General features: G+C 42.1%; 18 protein-coding genes. 3 read left to right on the plus strand and 15 right to left on the minus strand.

All coding sequences use genetic code 11. The annotated features are described in order from the left end of the window. Positions 1-199: transposase (locus F0342_RS18985; RefSeq protein ID WP_188048619.1), on the plus strand; the 199-nt coding region annotated here is incomplete at its 5' end. A gap of 150 nt (positions 200-349) precedes the next feature. Here F0342_RS18985 and perR read toward each other — a convergent pair. The 8 genes from perR to F0342_RS19025 all read right to left on the minus strand — a co-directional run bounded on the left by perR (position 350) and on the right by F0342_RS19025 (position 6,254). Continuing rightward, entirely contained in the window at positions 350-790 is a 441-nt protein-coding gene (perR, locus tag F0342_RS18990; RefSeq protein WP_395940706.1) for a peroxide-responsive transcriptional repressor PerR, read from the minus strand. A gap of 93 nt (positions 791-883) precedes the next feature. Continuing rightward, positions 884-1,432 carry a cob(I)yrinic acid a,c-diamide adenosyltransferase gene (locus F0342_RS18995; protein ID WP_149157430.1) on the minus strand — a complete coding sequence of 183 codons (549 nt, stop codon included), beginning with the start codon at positions 1,430-1,432 and terminating at the stop codon, positions 884-886. A 1-nt stretch (position 1,433) separates the two neighbouring features. Continuing rightward, on the minus strand, positions 1,434-2,384 hold the full coding sequence (locus F0342_RS19000) for a D-2-hydroxyacid dehydrogenase (RefSeq protein ID WP_149157431.1): 951 nt from the start codon (positions 2,382-2,384) through the stop codon (positions 1,434-1,436). Positions 2,385-2,608: 224 nt separating this feature from the next. Next, complete coding sequence (gene bcp, locus F0342_RS19005; protein WP_149157432.1) at positions 2,609-3,073, minus strand: thioredoxin-dependent thiol peroxidase; 465 nt, start codon at positions 3,071-3,073, stop codon at positions 2,609-2,611. 71 nt (positions 3,074-3,144) lie between these two features. Continuing rightward, positions 3,145-3,549, minus strand: coding sequence for an ion channel (locus F0342_RS19010; protein ID WP_148968122.1), 405 nt, complete (start codon positions 3,547-3,549; stop codon positions 3,145-3,147). A gap of 62 nt (positions 3,550-3,611) precedes the next feature. Continuing rightward, positions 3,612-4,397, minus strand: coding sequence for an ABC transporter permease (locus tag F0342_RS19015; protein ID WP_149157433.1), 786 nt, complete (start codon positions 4,395-4,397; stop codon positions 3,612-3,614). Between the two features lie 3 nt (positions 4,398-4,400). Continuing rightward, positions 4,401-5,192 carry an ABC transporter permease gene (locus F0342_RS19020; RefSeq protein WP_149157434.1) on the minus strand — a complete coding sequence of 264 codons (792 nt, stop codon included), beginning with the start codon at positions 5,190-5,192 and terminating at the stop codon, positions 4,401-4,403. 51 nt (positions 5,193-5,243) lie between these two features. Then, entirely contained in the window at positions 5,244-6,254 is a 1,011-nt protein-coding gene (locus tag F0342_RS19025) for an ABC transporter ATP-binding protein (RefSeq protein ID WP_149157435.1), read from the minus strand. 200 nt (positions 6,255-6,454) lie between these two features. Here F0342_RS19025 and F0342_RS19030 point away from each other — a divergent pair, with 200 nt between their 5' ends. Next, the gene (locus tag F0342_RS19030; RefSeq protein ID WP_149157436.1) at positions 6,455-7,741 is read left to right on the plus strand and encodes a glutamate-1-semialdehyde 2,1-aminomutase; all 1,287 of its coding nucleotides are present in this window, start codon (positions 6,455-6,457) and stop codon (positions 7,739-7,741) included. 252 nt (positions 7,742-7,993) lie between these two features. Then, positions 7,994-9,076 carry an FUSC family protein gene (locus F0342_RS19035; RefSeq protein ID WP_149157437.1) on the plus strand — a complete coding sequence of 361 codons (1,083 nt, stop codon included), beginning with the start codon at positions 7,994-7,996 and terminating at the stop codon, positions 9,074-9,076. 56 nt (positions 9,077-9,132) lie between these two features. Here the strand turns inward: F0342_RS19035 and nikC are convergent, their stop codons facing one another. The 7 genes from nikC to ntdP form a co-directional block, all read right to left on the minus strand. Then, on the minus strand, positions 9,133-10,029 hold the full coding sequence (nikC, locus tag F0342_RS19040) for a nickel transporter permease (RefSeq protein WP_044339707.1): 897 nt from the start codon (positions 10,027-10,029) through the stop codon (positions 9,133-9,135). Positions 10,030-10,057: 28 nt separating this feature from the next. After that, a complete protein-coding gene (locus F0342_RS19045) occupies positions 10,058-11,062 on the minus strand; it encodes an ABC transporter permease (protein ID WP_149157438.1) in 1,005 nt (334 codons plus the stop codon). Between the two features lie 283 nt (positions 11,063-11,345). After that, positions 11,346-12,935: an ABC transporter substrate-binding protein gene (locus F0342_RS19050; RefSeq protein WP_149157547.1), complete on the minus strand. Its 1,590-nt coding sequence runs from the start codon at positions 12,933-12,935 to the stop codon at positions 11,346-11,348. A 74-nt stretch (positions 12,936-13,009) separates the two neighbouring features. Further along, positions 13,010-13,975, minus strand: a complete 966-nt coding sequence (locus F0342_RS19055) for an ABC transporter ATP-binding protein (protein ID WP_149157439.1) — start codon at positions 13,973-13,975, stop codon at positions 13,010-13,012. After that, positions 13,950-14,966 (minus strand): ABC transporter ATP-binding protein, encoded by a 1,017-nt coding sequence (locus F0342_RS19060; protein WP_149157440.1) that lies wholly within the window; start codon positions 14,964-14,966, stop codon positions 13,950-13,952. Before F0342_RS19060 ends, F0342_RS19055 begins: the two co-directional genes overlap by 26 nt. Positions 14,967-15,282: 316 nt before the next feature. Next, positions 15,283-17,031 carry an ABC transporter ATP-binding protein gene (locus F0342_RS19065; RefSeq protein ID WP_149157441.1) on the minus strand — a complete coding sequence of 583 codons (1,749 nt, stop codon included), beginning with the start codon at positions 17,029-17,031 and terminating at the stop codon, positions 15,283-15,285. A 163-nt stretch (positions 17,032-17,194) separates the two neighbouring features. Continuing rightward, complete coding sequence (gene ntdP, locus F0342_RS19070) at positions 17,195-17,725, minus strand: nucleoside tri-diphosphate phosphatase (protein WP_149157548.1); 531 nt, start codon at positions 17,723-17,725, stop codon at positions 17,195-17,197. Between the last annotated feature and the right edge of the window lie 42 nt (positions 17,726-17,767).

Here is a 17,767-nt window from a genome sequence, read left to right on the forward strand (position 1 = left end):
AGAACTTAATAAAACTCTATATGCGAAACGCAAAGAAACGATCGAACGAGTCTTTGCGGACGCAAAAGAAAAGCATGGCATGCGTTGGACGACCTTAAGGGGTCTTAAAAAAGTTTCAATGCAGGCGATGCTTACGTTTGCTGCCATGAATCTTAAGAAATTGGCAAACTGGACATGGCGAGGACCATGTCCAGCCTAAAAAAAAGAAAAATCTTTTAAAATAACAGAAAACCCCATCTTCGCTTAAATGCAAAGGTGGGGTTTGTCTACGGTCTGAAAAGACCTTCTACTGAAGGTCTTTTTTTAGCATCAAAAAAAGAATGGCCCTGATCTTAGGGACCATCCTTACTTAGTGGGTTTCCTTTGTAGAACAGTCAGAACATGTTCCGTAGATTTCCATTCGGTGGTTGTTCACCTTGAAACCCGTCACATGGGAAGCCAATTGCTCAACTTCATCCAGTCCAGGATAATGGAAGTCAACGATTTTCCCACAACCATCACAGATGACGTGATAATGATCGGTTGTCACATAATCGAAGCGACTGGAAGCATCACCGTAGGTCAACTCTTTCACTAAGCCTACTTCACGGAAAACGCGTAAGTTATTGTAAACAGTAGCGACACTCATGTTCGGAAACTTTCCTTCGAGTGCTTTATATATGTCATCAGCAGTTGGATGAGCCATTGAATCAATGAGATACTCTAATATCGCATGACGTTGAGGAGTGATACGGACTCCCGTTTCCTTCAATGTCGAAATCGCTTCTTTTAATTGTCCTTCTTCAGACATCGTCATGCACCTCTTTTCATAAGAATTATTATTTTATAATCTTTATAAATAGTGTACTAATCATCGGTCCCTTTTGTCAATCTTTCTCCCTAGTTACTCATGTAGGTTTTTCTCTTGTTCCCCGAGCTGCTGGTTTATATAGCGGCCTGCAACGAATAGATAGTCAGAAAGTCTGTTCAGATAAGAAAGGACCAACGGATTAATATCTTCATCAATTCCAACCGCTTCTCTTTCGGCTCTTCTCACGATTGTTCTGGCTGTATGAAGTGCAGCTCCAGCAGGCTGACCTCCTGGAAGGATGAAATTGCTAAGGGGCGTCAGGGCACCATCCAGAAAGTCGATTTGCTCTTCCAGTTCTTTAATATGTGATTGTTCAAGCTTCCATTTCACTTCTTTCCCTGCGGGAGTAGCCAGTTCCGCCCCAACATGAAAGAGAATGGTTTGTACCTTATGAAAGAACTCCTCAAACTTTTCTTTCCCATCAAAGTATTCAGCTTTAAGGTAGCTTAGACCTAAACCGATCATGGAATTCGCTTCATCGCATGTCCCGTATGCCTCAACCCGCTGATCTTTTTTTGACACTCTGGTTCCATATACCAATGAAGTCGTTCCCTTATCTCCAGTTTTCGTATAAATTTTCATCCTAATATCCCCTCTCTGCATCGATCACGTTAATATAGTTTTCACTATTATTACGATATGTAGTTAAATTCTTTTTAAATATTTCAAGTGCTCGTGGCATGTATTTTTTTGTGATGCTGGAAAGGTGAGGCGTCACCGTTATGCCCTCATTCTGCCAGAACGGGTGATCCTTGGGCAATGGTTCCTTGTCAAATACATCAAGGTACATGTGTTGTATTAACTTCTTTTCACTTACTTCAAGGAGAACGGATTCCTCCACGAGATCCCCACGACCTATATTGATGAAAACAGCCGTGTCCTTCATTTGTTCAAAGTGCTCAACCTGCAGTAGATGCTTCGTTTTCTCAGTACTAGGCAGAACGGATAGAATGTAATCGGCATTTGCCAGCTCCTTCTGAAATGTCTTCAAGGTGAACATACTGTCAAAATGTTCTACTGGAGACCCGGAAGAGTTCACACCCGTCACTTTCATGCGAAACGCTCTAGCCAACCGTGCGATTTCTCCTCCAATGGCTCCTGCCCCCAGAATAAGGAGTGAGGCTTCATGAAGTTCTGAAGTTGGAAGTCTTCTGTTCCACACGCTATCCTCTTCCTGCTTCCATACTGCTTGAAGCTGTTTTGCATGCTGAAGTATCAATCCGATTGTAAACTCAGCCATAGGAATTCTATGAATTCCCCTTGCATTGGTCACCAAGATGCCTCTTTTTTTAATAGCTTTAAATGGCATCTTCTCAAGGCCAGCCGAGGTGACCATGATCCATTTGCATTTCTCACTCTTTTCAATGTGAAAGTCGGTCAAATCTTCCCCCATGGTGACAATCACTTCTGCTTCTGGAAGTTCATTCTCCGCTTCATTGATATTTTTATAAAAAAGAAACTCACCCTCATGGAAGCTATTTTTTAAATCTGAGACAAACTCTTCCTTTGGTTGAAATGTGAAGATAATTTTCATATATCTGCCTCCCATCCCTATTGCCTATAATTTTACCATATTTGTACCGTATCACCCTATTTTCAGTATCCTTAAAAACATAAAAAAGAGGATCGACCTGGTCGATCCTTACACGGATGAGACTGACTTATTTGAGGAGGTTGCCCTACTCTTACTATATGTCTTTACCTCTCTTGTGAATGGACAAAAGCCTCAAGCTTCTTAAAATAGGCTAAAAAATAGGTTTAGGAAAGGTTCTCTTGAATGTATTGAAGAGCTTCCTCCACATGTCCCTTCACTTTCACCTTTCTCCATTCCTTGGACATATTTCCTTCTTTATCGATAATAAAGGTAGAACGTTCAATGCCCATATATTCTTTCCCGAAGTTCTTCTTCAGCTTCCACACGCCGTATTCCTCTGCCACCTTATGATCTTCATCCACAAGGAGAAGGAACGGAAGTCCATGCTTGTCTACAAACTTTTCATGCTTTCCAACGGGATCTGGACTCACCCCTAAGATAACGGCATCGAGATTCTCAAAGTTTTCATGCTGATCCCTGAAATCACATGCTTCTGTCGTACAACCTGGGGTCATGTCCTTTGGATAGAAATAAAGGACCACGTTTTTCCCCTGGTAATCTGAAAGCTTCACCTTTTCTCCATTACTTGCAAGTAATTCAAATTCCGGTGCTTTTTGACCCACTGTCATGTATGTTCCCCTCCATTGAATATTTTCTAACTTTAGCGTACCCAATAGGAGGGAAAAACTCAAACCATATGCTACTTGTTTTCGTAGTTTAAAAATGATTTCACGACAAAGGCGGCAGGTATGGTGTAACCGAGCCATGACTCAATGAGGGCAATCCCTCTCCCGATACCAACAGGTGTTACATCCCCGTATCCTACCGAGAAAAGGGTGATACCACTGAAATACATCGTAGTGAAAAAATGATCTAGAAAGTTCCCAGTTAAGGGTTCCCCTCCTTCAACGAGAATCGGAATCCCTTCAAGCTCAAAGAGTGTAAACAGAAGACCGAATCCAATCATGATCGTGATATAGCTCATTCCTAGAAAGAGAAAATGATGAAGTGAAACATGATGCTCTTTCCACCTTGAAGGATAAAATAAGGCCCGTAGACTCATCACCATGCAGAACAGAATGAAAAATCCAATGATATAAAGCATGTACATACCCTCTTTTTTTCTGCTTGTCTTCCTATATGTACGCTTAATACTTCGAATTCATTCTAGTTACCAGCACCCCTGTATCGTTTCACTCCTTCATTCCATAACACGATCGAGAAGATGAAAAATCCGATGCCCACAAATGGAGTCAGAAACGAATATGGATACCATTCCGTCTTTTCCAGGAAAAAGGCAGATGGATAGACTCCAACAAACGCGAATGGAAGAATCCACGTTAACACGAAACGGATCACATTATTATAGATATCCACTGGGTATCTTCCATAGTTACCGATGTTGTACATCATCGGCATGATCGACGTTTTCGCATCCGACCAGAATCCGATACTTGCAATGGCGATGAAGATTCCTGCATACACAAGAGCTCCCCCAATTACAAAGAGGATAAAGAAAACGGGTTCGTACCAGTCAAAGGTAATGTCCAGTCTTCCCCCAGCGTAGAACATAACCGAGAGACCCGTTATCACTCCGAAAAGCGACTCCAGTTCCATTCGCTCTAAGATGATTTGAAACAAACTGTGTATGGGACGGGTCAGGATCCGGTCGAACTCACCCTTCACCACATATCGGTCGTTAAAGTCCCAAATGTTGAAGAACGAACTGAATAGTGCAAACGGGACCAGGAAGAAACCATATATGAAAATAATTTCGTCTCTTGTCCATCCGCTCAGAAACTGAGTATGACCAAACACGACCAGGATAAATACGAGGTTAACTGCCTGAAACAGTAAATCAGAAAGAATCTCGACAACCAGGTCGGCCCTGTATTGCAGCCTGATCTTCATATATTGGGCGACATATTGAAAAAACATCTTCACATAAAACATCGGTCACCCTCCTTGAATAATCATTTGTTTTTTTGCCATAACCCAGAGTATCTTGATTGGTATGAGAAGAATCAATGACCATACGCCCTGCATAAGAATCGCGTTGAATGATTCAGAAGTCGTAAAGCCATTGGTGAAAATCATGCTGGGAACATAACTTATACTCTGGAACGGTAAGTATCCCATCACCTTTTGCGCCCAAAGTGGGAAGAAATGAATCGGCAGCAATAAGCCGGAAAACAAATCAATGACCACCCGTTTCGCCCGGATGAGACCATCATTATTAAATAAGAAAAAGGTCGTGATACCCGTCAGTAAATTGATTTGTGTATTGATAATGAAGCTAAACAGGATTGAAATCGCAAATAAGCCCAATGTATCAAACCCTGTACCGAATTGCAGCGGGAAGATGAGGCTGACAATAATCATTCCCGGGAACGAGAAAAACAACAGTCTGAAGACTCCCTCTCCGAGTCCCTGCATCGTCTTCATCCCCAGATAGTTATAGGGTCTGATAAATTCAACCGCCACTTTCCCCTCCTTGATTTCCTGAGCGATTTCACGGTCGATATTATTAAAGTAAAAGGCCCTCGCCATCCATGAAACGGCCACATAGGTCGTCATTTGAATGATCGATATTCCTTCAATATCACTTTTCCCTCCGTAGATGGCCTGCCATAAGAAATAGTAAGCTCCAATATTGATACTGTATATTAATATTCCACTATAATAATTAGTTCGGTACGCCAGCATCATGAGAAAGCGGATGCGAATCATTTCTATATACTTAGCCATAGTACCCTCCCACAGACCCTGGAGCTGAACCGATAGCTTCTAAACCCAAACTCATCTCGTCACAGCCCCCTTTTCATAGATGTTCCGTATGATTTCCTCAGTAGTCGTTTCTTCAATCTTCATGTCTTTCACTTTGAAACTCGCAACGATTTTCGTTATCAGTTGTGAGATGACTTCATCATCCGCTTCAATTAATGCTGAATAGCTCTGCTTTTTCTCGTCAAAAGACCAGGAGATGTTTTGATTATTTGTAAGATCGGATAAAGCCGACAGAGACGTATCGTCCAGAAATTGAAACACGACTTCCTTTTGATCTCCCCAATTTTCCTTGAGTTGACTCAGAGCCCCGTCATAAATAATTTTCCCTTCATCCAACATCACGACCCGTTCACAAAGAGCTTCGATGTCGGTTAAATCATGGGTGGTTAGAAGAATCGTAGTATTGTACTTCTCGTTTATTTCTTTTAAAAATTGGCGGATTTTCAGTTTCACCAGAACATCCAATCCAATTGTAGGTTCATCCAAGAAAAGTAAAGGCGGATTATGGACAAGAGCCGCGGCCAATTCACATCTCATTCTCTGCCCCAGTGATAATTTACGGACCGGCTTGTCCAGTAGAGGCGCGATATCCAGCGTTTCAATCACATGATCCATATGTACTTTATATTGTTGATCAGGGACTTTGTACACTTTCTTTAAGAGCTGGAAGGATTCCTGGACCGCAATATCCCACCAGAGCTGGGAACGCTGTCCAAACACGACCCCGATCGTCTGAACGAATTTTTCCCGATCACGATGAGGACTCATTCCATTGACGTTCAACTCTCCCCCGGTCGGTGTCAAGATCCCCGTCAGCATCTTGATGGTAGTAGATTTTCCGGCTCCATTTTCACCGATGTATCCGACCATCTCACCCTGCTTCACATTGAATGAGATATCGTTCACCGCAGGAACGATTTTATAATTACGCGTAAACAAATCCCTGAATGCTCCTTTTAACCCGGAACGACTGGAAAAAGCCTTGAATTCCTTACGCAGGTGATGTACTTCGATTGCATTCATATTGCATCCTCCTAATTTCAAAAAAAGTATCTGTCCCTCTTTTACAAACAAAGAATAGTGTACCACAGAGACCTGTTTCCCTTAGAACAGTCTGCTTGAAAATTTGTGTGCCCAATGATTCCCTATTTGCTAAAGTGGAATTGACCGTACTACAATAGAAGAGTAATAGATAGCTAAATACACATGTATAGGAGGAAAACATGAAATATACTGAATCAGAAACTTTACATACAGAAGCTTTGGAACATATCGTAGGAGGAGTGAACAGCCCGTCACGCTCATATAAAGCAGTGGGTGGAGGTTCCCCGGTTGCAATGGAAAGGGGTCAAGGGGCATATTTCTGGGATGTAGACGGAAATAAATACATCGATTATCTGGCAGCATACGGACCTATCATCACCGGTCATGCTCACCCACATATTACAGAAGCAATCAAAACAGCGGCGGAAAACGGAGTCCTTTACGGAACCCCTACCCGTCATGAAGTGAAGTTTGCCAAAATGATCAAAGAAGCGATGCCTTATATGGACAAGGTTCGATTTGTAAACTCCGGGACTGAAGCGGTTATGACAACGATCCGTGTTGCAAGAGCATACACTGGGAAAGACAAAGTCATTAAATTCGCAGGCTGCTATCACGGTCACTCAGATCTGGTACTTGTTGCAGCTGGATCTGGACCATCCACTTTAGGAACCCCTGATTCAGCCGGTGTTCCCAAGAGTATCGCACAGGAAGTCATCACGGTTCCATTCAACGACATCGAACCATTTAAAGCAGCAATGGAAAAATGGGGAGATCAAATTGCAGCAGTCCTCGTGGAACCCATCGTAGGGAACTTCGGAATTGTAGAACCTAAAGAAGGCTTTCTTGAGCAAGTGAATGACATTGCTCATAATGCCAGTTCCCTTGTCATTTATGATGAAGTCATCACGGCATTCCGATTCATGTACGGAGGAGCTCAGGATATGTTAAAGGTAAAGCCTGACTTAACGGCACTAGGGAAAATCATCGGCGGCGGTCTTCCAATCGGAGCTTACGGCGGAAAGAAAGAAATCATGGAACAGGTCGCCCCGTTAGGTCCTGCCTATCAAGCAGGTACAATGGCAGGAAATCCCGCTTCCATCCTTTCAGGAATTGCCTGCCTTGAAGTATTAAAAGAAGAAGGCGTGTATGAGAAACTTGATAAACTCGGTGAAGTGCTTGAAAAAGGGATCCTCACTGCAGCTGAAAAACATAACACACCGATCTCCATAAACAGATTGAAAGGAGCTCTCACACTTTACTTTACTACAGAAAAAGTGGAGAACTATGAGCAAGCGGAAGCAACAGATGGGGAAATGTTTGCCAGGTTCTTTAAGCTGATGCTGAATCAGGGAATCAATCTTGCTCCTTCTAAATATGAGGCATGGTTCCTTACAACTGCTCATACTGAACAGGATATACAGGAGACGATCGAAGCTGTCGATCGTGCATTTGCACAATTATAATAACAGAACCTAAAGACTGCCCCACCTGCGTGGGGCAGTCTTTAGGTTTTTTTGTAGAATAACTCTTCCCTTCCTGGCATATCTATTCATTTGGTTGAAGAATTCCGTTGCCCTGCTTTGTTTATTCCCTTCCTCAAAAAGGTACATATTTTGTAGAAACATATTTAAATTTCCCTATTGATATTGCTTGTAAGTACATGTATAGTACAGTATTGTTTATAAATACGTTACACAAGAAAGGATCCTAATTCCATGAAACTTGGTGCTCGCATCCTTAAAACGGGAATTGCGATTGTATTAGCTTTACTTGTATCTCAGCTATTGAATATACCGTCTCCAGTGTTTGCTGGAATCGCGGCAGTGTTTGCCGTTCAGCCCACCATTTATCGCTCTTATCTATCGATTATCGAACAGATTCAAGCGAACCTGATAGGTGCTGGGATTGCCGTTATTTTTGTTCTCTTATTCGGCAGTAATCCTCTTATTGTAGGTCTCGCTGCTGTCATAGCCATTGCCATCATTCTTAAATTAAAGCTGCAAAACACGATCGGCCTGGCCCTTGTAACGCTGATCGCGATTATGGAAGTGACGGATGAGGATTTTATTCAATTTGCATTTATCCGTTTCTCAACCATTATGATAGGTGTATTTTCATCTTTCATTATTAACTTGATCTTCCTGCCGCCAAAATACGAAACGAAGCTTTACCATAAAATATCTGATTCTACAGAAGAAATCTTAAAGTGGATTCGATTAAGTTCAAGACACGCAACAGAGTTCCATCTCTTGAAAAAAGATTTGGAGCGCATTAAAGAAAAGCTAATAAAGGTCGATCAATTGTATCTTCTCTATAAAGAAGAACGGGATTATTTCAAGAAAAATTCGATTGTCAAAAGTCGTAAGCTTGTGATTTTCCGTCAGATGATTTCATCAACGAATCGAAGCTTTGACATCTTGAAGCGGTTGAACCGGTATGAAAATGAAATTTTTCAGTTGCCGGATGAATTACGTGGAGTGATCAAGGGACAGCTTGATTGTCTCCTTACTTACCACGAACAGCTTCTATTGAAGTTCCTGGGTAAGATGCATCCGCATACTGAGTCAGAAGCTCAACAGGATGTGTGCATGCATCGAAAAGAACTGATGAATATTATGATCCAGGAAGTAAAACAGCATAGTAAAGATGATAATATTCATAATTTCCATCTGCTTCATATTTTCTCGGCTATATTTGAATACGATGAGCATTTAGAGCACTTAGAAAAACTTATTACAAGCTTTCAATCGTATCATAAAGAAGAAAATGAAGTGATGATCGGGGAAGAAGAAGAATAAATTGATAAAAAACGGAGCAAAGGATGTGATAACCTTTGCTCCGTTTTTTGTTCTATTTAGTTTTTCATTTTAGGATCAAGGGCATCCCGAAGTCCGTCCCCCATCAAGTTGAATCCCAGTACCGTCAGCATGATGGCAAGTCCCGGGAAGATCATTGTCCACGGAGCTTGCAGCATGAACGTACGTGCATCAGCCAGCATTTTTCCCCATTCGGGTTGCGGGGCTTGTGCTCCTAAACCAAGGAAGCCAAGTGCCGCGGCTTCGATTATAGCAGTCGCAATGGCAAGAGTTCCTTGTACAATGATCGGCGCCATACTGTTAGGAAGGATATGACTCAATAGAATACGGCTATCTTTCATCCCAATGGCTTTCGCAGCCATCACATACTCTTCCTGCTTTACACTCAACACCCGTGACCGAATGAGTCGCCCAAAGTTAGGTATATTGATAATCGCAATGGCAATTAAAGCATTTCTCAGGGATGGCCCAAGAGCAGCTACAACAGCTATCGCTAACAGGATACTTGGAAATGCAAGCATGATATCAAAGATTCGTGAGATAATCGTATCCACCCATCTTCCATAATAACCTGCCACGATTCCCAGCAGACTTCCTACTACTGCGGAACCGATTACTGCAAAGAAGCCTACCCATAATGAAATTCGTGCCCCATAAATAATTCTGGACAATATATCCCGTCCAAAGTCATCTGTCCCGAGCCAATGTTCAGAAGATGGAGCCTGCAGTCTTTTCGATAAATCTTGTTCATTGATGCCTTGTGGTGCAATGACTGGTGCAGCAATGGCTAAGACGACAAAGAAAAGCACGATAAAAAATCCGACTAAAGCGATTTTGTTTTTTCGAAAGCTTTTCCACGCTTCCTTCCAGGGAGAAACCGTTTCCTCCTGCAGGGAAGGATGAAGCTCCTTTTGCGGTTCTGCTAATTCTGCCATGAGAGTTCACCTCTTTCTTCTATTGATGTTAGTTGTATTTAATGCGCGGATCGACAGCAGCATATAGTAAATCAACGATTAAGTTGATTGTGACAAAGATCGTTGCCACTACGAGAATGCCTGACTGTACGACAGGATAATCACGGAAGCCGATCGCTTCATAAATATAACGACCAATACCAGGCCATCCAAAGATCGTCTCTGTCAATATCGCTCCACCTAATAGGAGCCCCATCTGCAGACCGATTACCGTCAATACTGGAATAATGGCATTTTTAAGAGAATGCTTGTACACAACCCAGAACATTTTCAGACCTTTTGCACGAGCAGTTCGAATGTAATCCGAACGCATGACCTCAAGCATACTTGAACGGGTCATTCGGGCAATGATCGCCATAGGAATCGTGGCAAGCGCAATCCCCGGAAGGATCAGATGCCTCAGCACTTCACCTAATTGATCGAAACGTCCTTGTATGATGGTGTCTATAATATAGAGATTCGTAATAGCATCGATCGGATTACGAATGTTTTCCCTTCCTGTGGTTGGAAGCCAGTCAAGTTGAATACCAAAGATCCACTGTTCCATCAAACCAAGCCAGAAGATCGGCATAGACACCCCGACCAAAGCCAGTATCATGGCCGTATAATCAAACCATGAGTTCTGGAACCATGCACTGATGATACCCGCATTCACCCCAATGACCACGGCAATGATGATCGCTACAATCGCCAATTCCGCTGTCGCAGCCAAGTATGGCCATATTTCACTTGAAACTTCTGTTTTTGTACGAATAGAGCTGCCTAAATCACCTGTTAAAAGGCCTTTTAGATACTCAAAATATTGAACATACCAGGCATTATCAAGACCTAACTGTGTTCTTAGCTGTTCAATGGCTTCTTTTGAAGCCTGTTGACCCAGGATCACTTGGGCAGGGTCTCCAGGTATCGCCCGAATAATAAAGAAGACAATAAAGGTCATCCCTAATAATACGGGTACTAATTGAAGTAATCTTCGTATGGTGTATTGAAACATTTTGTTCACCTCTCTGAAAGGAGATTCTAGTATTCTTGGAAGCTTGCATAAATCGTTTTCATATTACATGCTTGTCGGGGCTGGCCAAGCCGCCTCCGCTTTTCTTTTGTCCAGCTACGGCGGCTAGCCCCTCGAGGTCATAAGTCAATCTTGCCCCAAAGGCAAAAAGCGCCTTTCGTGCAAGCTCGCCTTATGCTTGTCGGGGCTGGCCAAGCCGCCTCCGCTTTTCTATGTACAAAGGGGAGACTCAAAGTCATCTCCCCTAGGTTGAATCTTATTAAAACTATTCCATGTCTACTGCACCTAAGAAGTCAGATCCGGTTGGATGCGGTTTAAAATTCTTTACAGCCGCACTACCAGCTAATAATGGTGTAGAGTGAGCCAGAGGTACCCAAGGAGCATCCTCATGGATGATTTCCTGAGCCTGCTTGTACATCTCTTCACGTTTTGCTTGATCTGTTTCAGATTGAGCTGCAATTAATAATTCATGAAGCTCATCATTGCTGTAGTAAGTGTAGTTATTGCTTCCGATATTGTCTTTATCAAGTAATACATATAGGAAGTTATCTGCATCACCGTTGTCACCAGTCCATCCAAGTAAGAACGCATCCGCTTCACCGTTACGGGCTTTTTCTAAGTATGTCGCCCACTCGTAAGATACGATTTTCGCTTTTACTCCTACTTCTTGAAGATCTGCCTGAATCGCTTCAGCTACTTTTTGTCCATCCGGCATGTATGGACGTGGAACAGGCATTGCCCATAATTCCATTTCAAATCCATCTTCGAGTCCTGCTTCAGCAAGGAGTTCTTTTGCTTTTTCAGGATTGTATTCGTATCCTTCAAGCGCCTCATTGTAACCACCAATAACTGGAGGCATTGGGTTTTTCGCTACTTCTGCTCTTCCTTCGAAGAATGCGTCAATGATTTCCTGCTTGTTGATTGCATAGTTAATTGCTTGACGTACTTTTGGATTATCAAAAGGTTTACGAGTCGATGTTAACCCTAAGTATCCAACGTTCATAGAAGGACGTTCGAACAATTGTAATTGGTCGTTACCTTCAACTTGAGCTGCATCACTTGGATTAACACCATCAGCTAGATCAATTTCTCCAGAAACAAGCGCATTTAGACGGGCAGAGTTTTCCGGAATTGACTTAAAGACAACCTGGTCCAGCTTAGGCAGTCCTTCTTTCCAATAGTTCTCATTTTTCACTAGGACGATTTTGTCATTACGCTTCCACTCCTGGAATTTGAATGGGCCAGTACCAGCATCAGTCGGTGCTTCACCCAATTTGTCTCCAAGCTCATCAAGTGCTGTAGGACTTACAATCGCAAACGGACTCATCGCAATGTTCTTTAAGAACGGAGCCTGAGGGCGCTTAAGAACAAACTCAACTGTATTCTCATCAACCGCTTTTACTTCATTGATAACGTGACCTTCATCACCTTTAAATCCACCAAACATAGATTTATAGTAGTAGAATGCTTCTTCATTACCATTCATCCAACGCTCGAAGTTCTTCACTACTGCGTCAGCATTGAAATCTGTACCATCTTGGAATTTAACACCTTCACGAAGTGTGAACGTATACGTTAACCCGTCTTCAGATACCTTCCACTCTTCAGCTAATCCTGGATTTGGTTCTGTATCCTGCTCACCAAATTCAACTAAAGTTTCGAAGATATTCTTTGTTACTTTAAATGATTCTCCATCTGTAACCGCAGCAGGATCAAGTGCTACTGAGTCCCCCCCGCGACCAAAGATCAATACTTTTGGATCGCTGCTATCTTTACTGTCGCTGCCTTCGCCTGAAGAGCTTTCATTTCCTCCACATCCGTAAAGAACAGATGATACGAGTAGGATGAGCAGCATTAAAATTGACCAGCTTTTTTTTCTCAACTAAATCCCCTCCTGAATAATGTTTATATACTTATGAGACTTGTCTTCTAGTAAAGATGACAAGCTACATAATGCCCTGGTTGGTGTTCCTTGAATTCCGGCACTTTCTGTTTACAGATCTCCGTTGCATGTGGACATCTGGTGTGAAATGTACACCCACTTGGCGGGTTGGACGGACTCGGAATGTCCCCCTGCAAGAGAATCGTTTCCCTTTTGAAATCAGGATCCGGTACTGGTACCGCTGATAGAAGTGCCTGGGTGTATGGATGAAGCGGTTTTTCATAAAGTGTTTCACTATTACTCAGTTCTACCATTTTTCCGAGGTACATCACGCCTACCCGGTCACTTATATGTCTAACTACACCTAAATCATGCGCAATGAAGATATAGGTGAGTCCGAACTCTTTTTGCAAATCCTGCATCAGGTTCAGCACCTGTGACTGAATGGATACGTCAAGAGCTGAAACAGGCTCATCAGCTATTATGAGCTTTGGTTTCGTCATCAAGGCCCTCGCGATACCGATCCGCTGCCTTTGTCCACCACTGAATTGATGTGGATAACGTTTCGCATGATAGCTGCTTAACCCGACAATATTGAGTAGTTCATGAACCCTCTTCTTTCTTTCCTTTGCTGAACCCATTCCATGAACCTTTAATGGTTCTTCTAGAATTTGTTCAACAGTATGCCTTGGATTCAAGGAAGCAAAAGGATCCTGAAAGACCATTTGCATCTCCCTGCGAATCTTCCTCATTTCTGAGTTTGATAGACTTGTAAGTTCTCGTTCTTCGAATGTCACTTTCCCTTCGGATGGATCGATGAGTCTCATAAGCATCCTGCCAGTCGTCGACTTGCCACAACCGCTTTCTCCTACGATTCCCAGTGTTTCTCCTTTATTCACGGTAAAAGATACCCCGTCTACTGCTTTTACCGAACTGACAGGTCTTCCGAGAATTCCTCCTGTAATCGGAAAGTGTTTCTTAAGATTCTCAACCTTTAGCAACGGTTCCATCATAAACTCCCTCCCCCACTTCATCGAACAGGAAGCATCGTGTGCAATGTCCTTGTGATGTTTCATATAATTCCGGTGTTTCAACTAAACAGCGATCGAAGGCATATTCACAGCGGGCTGCAAATCGGCATCCTGTCTTAATGGACCCCGGTTTCGGAACATTCCCCTGAATCGAGTGTAGTCGCTGCTGCTTGATTCTCATATCCGGTACGGATTGAATAAGGCCTTTCGTGTAAGGATGCTGAGGGTTTTTAAAGATTTCTTCTACTTTCCCCTCTTCCACCACTTTACCTGAGTACATAACGACCACTCGTTCACATGTTTCAGCTACAACTCCTAAATCATGAGTAATCAAGAGGACCGCTGTATTCAATTCTTTATTTAATCGTTTCATCAATTTTAAAATTTGGGCCTGAATCGTCACGTCAAGAGCGGTGGTCGGCTCGTCTGCTATCAACACACGTGGATCACAAACCATTGCCATGGCGATCATGACCCTTTGTCTCATACCGCCTGAAAGCTGATGGGGGTATTCCTTGATAAGCTCTTCAGATCTCGGTAAACCGACCATCTTCATAATTTCAACCGCTTTATCTCTTGCTTGTTTCTTTCCAACCTTAGTATGTATTCGTATTGCTTCGGTTAATTGGTCACCTATAGTAAAAACAGGGTTTAAAGATGTCATTGGCTCTTGGAAGATCATCGCTATATCATTGCCCCGGATATCTCTCATTCGCTTTTCAGATGCTTTTGTCAGATCTTCATCTTTATACAGAATCTTTCCACCTACTATTTTCCCCGGTGGTTTCGGTACCAGGCCCATAATGGATAGGGATGTAACACTTTTACCACATCCACTTTCCCCAACGATCCCGAGCACCTCTCCTTCATTCACATGAAAGCTAACTCCATCGACTGCAGGAACTTCTCCGTCATCAGTAAAAAAGGAGGTCCTCAAATCTTCCACTTTTAGTAAAGGACGCGCTTCGCTCATTCAAATCCTCCTCTTGAAACTATCTCTCTTTTCTTAATAGTGCTTATTTTCTAAATTTTATATGTTTCTTATTATACAAGATGTTACAAATGTTGCAATCTATTTTCAGAATTTTTCTACATAATTTGTTTATGCTCTTTCATTCCTAATTCAATTCAATATATGTCCAATTATCCTTTTCATTCCTTCCAGATAAAGTTATTTAGTCCTACTTCTTTCACCTAACACCTGAAATAAGTTTGATATTTTTTTTAGAAAAACAAAAAAAATCATGACTTTTATCACATATATCGTGATAAGTCATGACTTTCTTGGTTTATTGATCGAGCTGCTGTACTTGAAAGAGTTTATAGTAATGACCCTGTTTTGACATCAGCTCTTCATGTGTACCCATTTCGACAACTTCTCCGTGCTCCATATGAATGATTCTGTCAGCATGGGTGATCGTTGATAATCGATGAGCGACTATGAAGGTCGTTCGATCTTTTGCCAGGATTTCAAGAGATTCCTGGATAAGGTGTTCGCTTTCCAGATCAAGGGCTGACGTAGCTTCATCCAGGATGAGGATCGGTGGATTTTTAAGGAACACCCTGGCAATCGCGACACGTTGCTTCTGTCCTCCAGATAGTTTCACACCTCGTTCTCCTACTTTCGTGTCATAGCCTTGAGGTAATTTCATGATGAAATCATGTGCATTTGCCGCCTTGGCAGCTTCTATTACTTCTTCATCCGTCGCATCAGGATTACCGAATTTAACATTCATCTTGACCGATTCACTAAAGAGAATATTGTCCTGAAGCACCATTCCGATATTGTCTCGCAATGACCTCACCTGAAATCTTCTGATGTCTGTTCCATCTAAAAGAATTTCACCATCTGTGACATCATAAAAACGGGGAATAAGACTGACGAAGGATGATTTTCCTCCACCGCTCATGCCGACCAGAGCGACGGTTTCCCCCGTTTTAATATCAAGGTTGAGATTACGCAGTACCTCTTCCTCTTCAGATTCATAGCGAAAGGAAACATTTTTAAAATGAATATCTCCGCGTACATTTTTACAAGGAATCGCACCTGGTTCATCATCAATATCATACTTTTCATCCATGAACTCAAATACACGATCCATGGAAGCAATCGATTGAGTCAAGGTTGTAGAAGAATTCACCAGTCGTCTAAGCGGACCATAGAGACGATCGATATATGCAATAAAGGCAGCCATTGTCCCAATGGTCAGATCACCATTAATAACTTGCAGGCCCGCATATCCAATGATGATTAACGGAGAAATATCCGTAATGGTATTCACAACCGCGAACGCTTTCGCATTCCAGCTTGTTTGCTTTAAGGCCTTCGTTAAGAAATTGCTATTTTGATCCTGAAACTGTTTTTGTTCATAATCTTCGACTGCAAAACTCTTGATGACAGCCATTCCTTGAACTCTTTCGTGCAAATGGCTTTGAACTTCTGCCAATGCCTGAGAACGGTCTCTCGTCAATCCTCTAAGTCTTCCAAAGAAATAACGGACAGAGAAAGCATAGAAAGGAAATGCAATAAGAGAAACAAGTGTTAACGAGACATCCATCGTAAACATGATGGACAGAGCAATGACAATGGTAGCAGCATCCAGCCATAGATTCATCAGACCGGTGATCACGAAATTCTTCGTTTGCTCAACGTCATTGATGACCCTGGAAATGACTTCCCCTGCTCTTGTATTTGAATAATACTTAAAGCTGAGTCGCTGAATATGTGAAAACAAATGATCCCTTAAGTCATACAAGATCTTGTTTCCCGTCCATTGAGCAAAGTATTGTCGATAATACTCTACAGGCGGTCTTACCAGTAAGAAAAGGCCAAGCATGATCCCCATGATCATCAGTAATTGATTTGTCTTTTCTTTCGAGGATAAGCCCGAAGCCCCTACTATATCATCAATGACATATTTGATTAAAATCGGGATTAATAAGGGGATGGTAAATTTAATAATACCTATAATTAATGTACCAATAATTTGCCACCGATAAGGCTTTACAAATTGAAGGTAGCGTTTGATACTATCCAAGTGATTACTCCTTTCTAAGATGTGAGTATTTATTTTGCCCCAATAAAAAGGGATGACCCTGTATGGAACGCAGCAATGTTCCTCTTCAAGTCCTTTCAGGAAATGAAAAGGGTTGCTCCTTACTGGGTCAGCCCTTTAATGCCTATAAAGTTTTCCAGCTGTGTTACCCCCTGTGAGTCAGATAACGCTCGTACCAAATGTCAATAAAGTCAGGAGCAAAAGGCCCTTTTCTTTGTCGGATCCAGCGAACAAGCTTGTCGACATTTCGCTTCAGGATGTGATCGATTACATCCGGGTAACCGTACAACTTGCGATGAGCTTCATACTCATCCTCATCCAGCAATGTATATGTCATATCAGGAAACACTTTAATATCCAAGTCGTAATCGATATACTTGATCGCTTCATGATCATATACAAATGGTGAGCTCAAATTACAATAATAATAAATACCGTCCTCACGAATCATACAAATAATATTAAACCATAGCTCTGAATGAAAATAGCATATTGCCGGTTCACGGGTCATCCACGTTCTACCGTCTGATTCCGTCACCATCGTTCGATCATTTCCACCGATTATCTGATTGCTTGTTCCTTTCAGAACCGTCGTCTCATTCCATATCCGGTGAATTTTTCCATCATGCTTAAAGCTATGTATTTGTACTGATTTTCCTTCAGTGGGAACCGCCATCGTATCCCCTTCTTTCATTTCAAAATTACCCTTATATATACT

Source organism: Bacillus sp. CH30_1T, assembly GCF_008364765.1.
In the GTDB taxonomy this organism is placed as follows: Bacteria; Bacillota; Bacilli; order Bacillales; family Bacillaceae_B; genus Rossellomorea.

Excerpts from the sequence above, each read along its gene's own strand:
- perR (WP_395940706.1), bottom strand. The coding sequence starts at position 790 with ATGTCTGAAGAAGGACAATTAAAAGAAGCGATTTCGACATTGAAGGAA.
- F0342_RS18995 (WP_149157430.1), bottom strand. The coding sequence starts at position 1,432 with ATGAAAATTTATACGAAAACTGGAGATAAGGGAACGACTTCATTGGTA.
- F0342_RS19000 (WP_149157431.1), bottom strand. The coding sequence starts at position 2,384 with ATGAAAATTATCTTCACATTTCAACCAAAGGAAGAGTTTGTCTCAGAT.
- bcp (WP_149157432.1), bottom strand. The coding sequence starts at position 3,073 with ATGACAGTGGGTCAAAAAGCACCGGAATTTGAATTACTTGCAAGTAAT.
- F0342_RS19010 (WP_148968122.1), bottom strand. The coding sequence starts at position 3,549 with ATGCTTTATATCATTGGATTTTTCATTCTGTTCTGCATGGTGATGAGT.
- F0342_RS19015 (WP_149157433.1), bottom strand. The coding sequence starts at position 4,397 with ATGTTTTATGTGAAGATGTTTTTTCAATATGTCGCCCAATATATGAAG.
- F0342_RS19020 (WP_149157434.1), bottom strand. The coding sequence starts at position 5,192 with ATGGCTAAGTATATAGAAATGATTCGCATCCGCTTTCTCATGATGCTG.
- F0342_RS19025 (WP_149157435.1), bottom strand. The coding sequence starts at position 6,254 with ATGAATGCAATCGAAGTACATCACCTGCGTAAGGAATTCAAGGCTTTT.
- F0342_RS19030 (WP_149157436.1), top strand. The coding sequence starts at position 6,455 with ATGAAATATACTGAATCAGAAACTTTACATACAGAAGCTTTGGAACAT.
- F0342_RS19035 (WP_149157437.1), top strand. The coding sequence starts at position 7,994 with ATGAAACTTGGTGCTCGCATCCTTAAAACGGGAATTGCGATTGTATTA.
- nikC (WP_044339707.1), bottom strand. The coding sequence starts at position 10,029 with ATGGCAGAATTAGCAGAACCGCAAAAGGAGCTTCATCCTTCCCTGCAG.
- F0342_RS19045 (WP_149157438.1), bottom strand. The coding sequence starts at position 11,062 with ATGTTTCAATACACCATACGAAGATTACTTCAATTAGTACCCGTATTA.
- F0342_RS19050 (WP_149157547.1), bottom strand. The coding sequence starts at position 12,935 with ATGCTGCTCATCCTACTCGTATCATCTGTTCTTTACGGATGTGGAGGA.
- F0342_RS19055 (WP_149157439.1), bottom strand. The coding sequence starts at position 13,975 with ATGATGGAACCGTTGCTAAAGGTTGAGAATCTTAAGAAACACTTTCCG.
- F0342_RS19060 (WP_149157440.1), bottom strand. The coding sequence starts at position 14,966 with ATGAGCGAAGCGCGTCCTTTACTAAAAGTGGAAGATTTGAGGACCTCC.
- ntdP (WP_149157548.1), bottom strand. The coding sequence starts at position 17,725 with ATGGCGGTTCCCACTGAAGGAAAATCAGTACAAATACATAGCTTTAAG.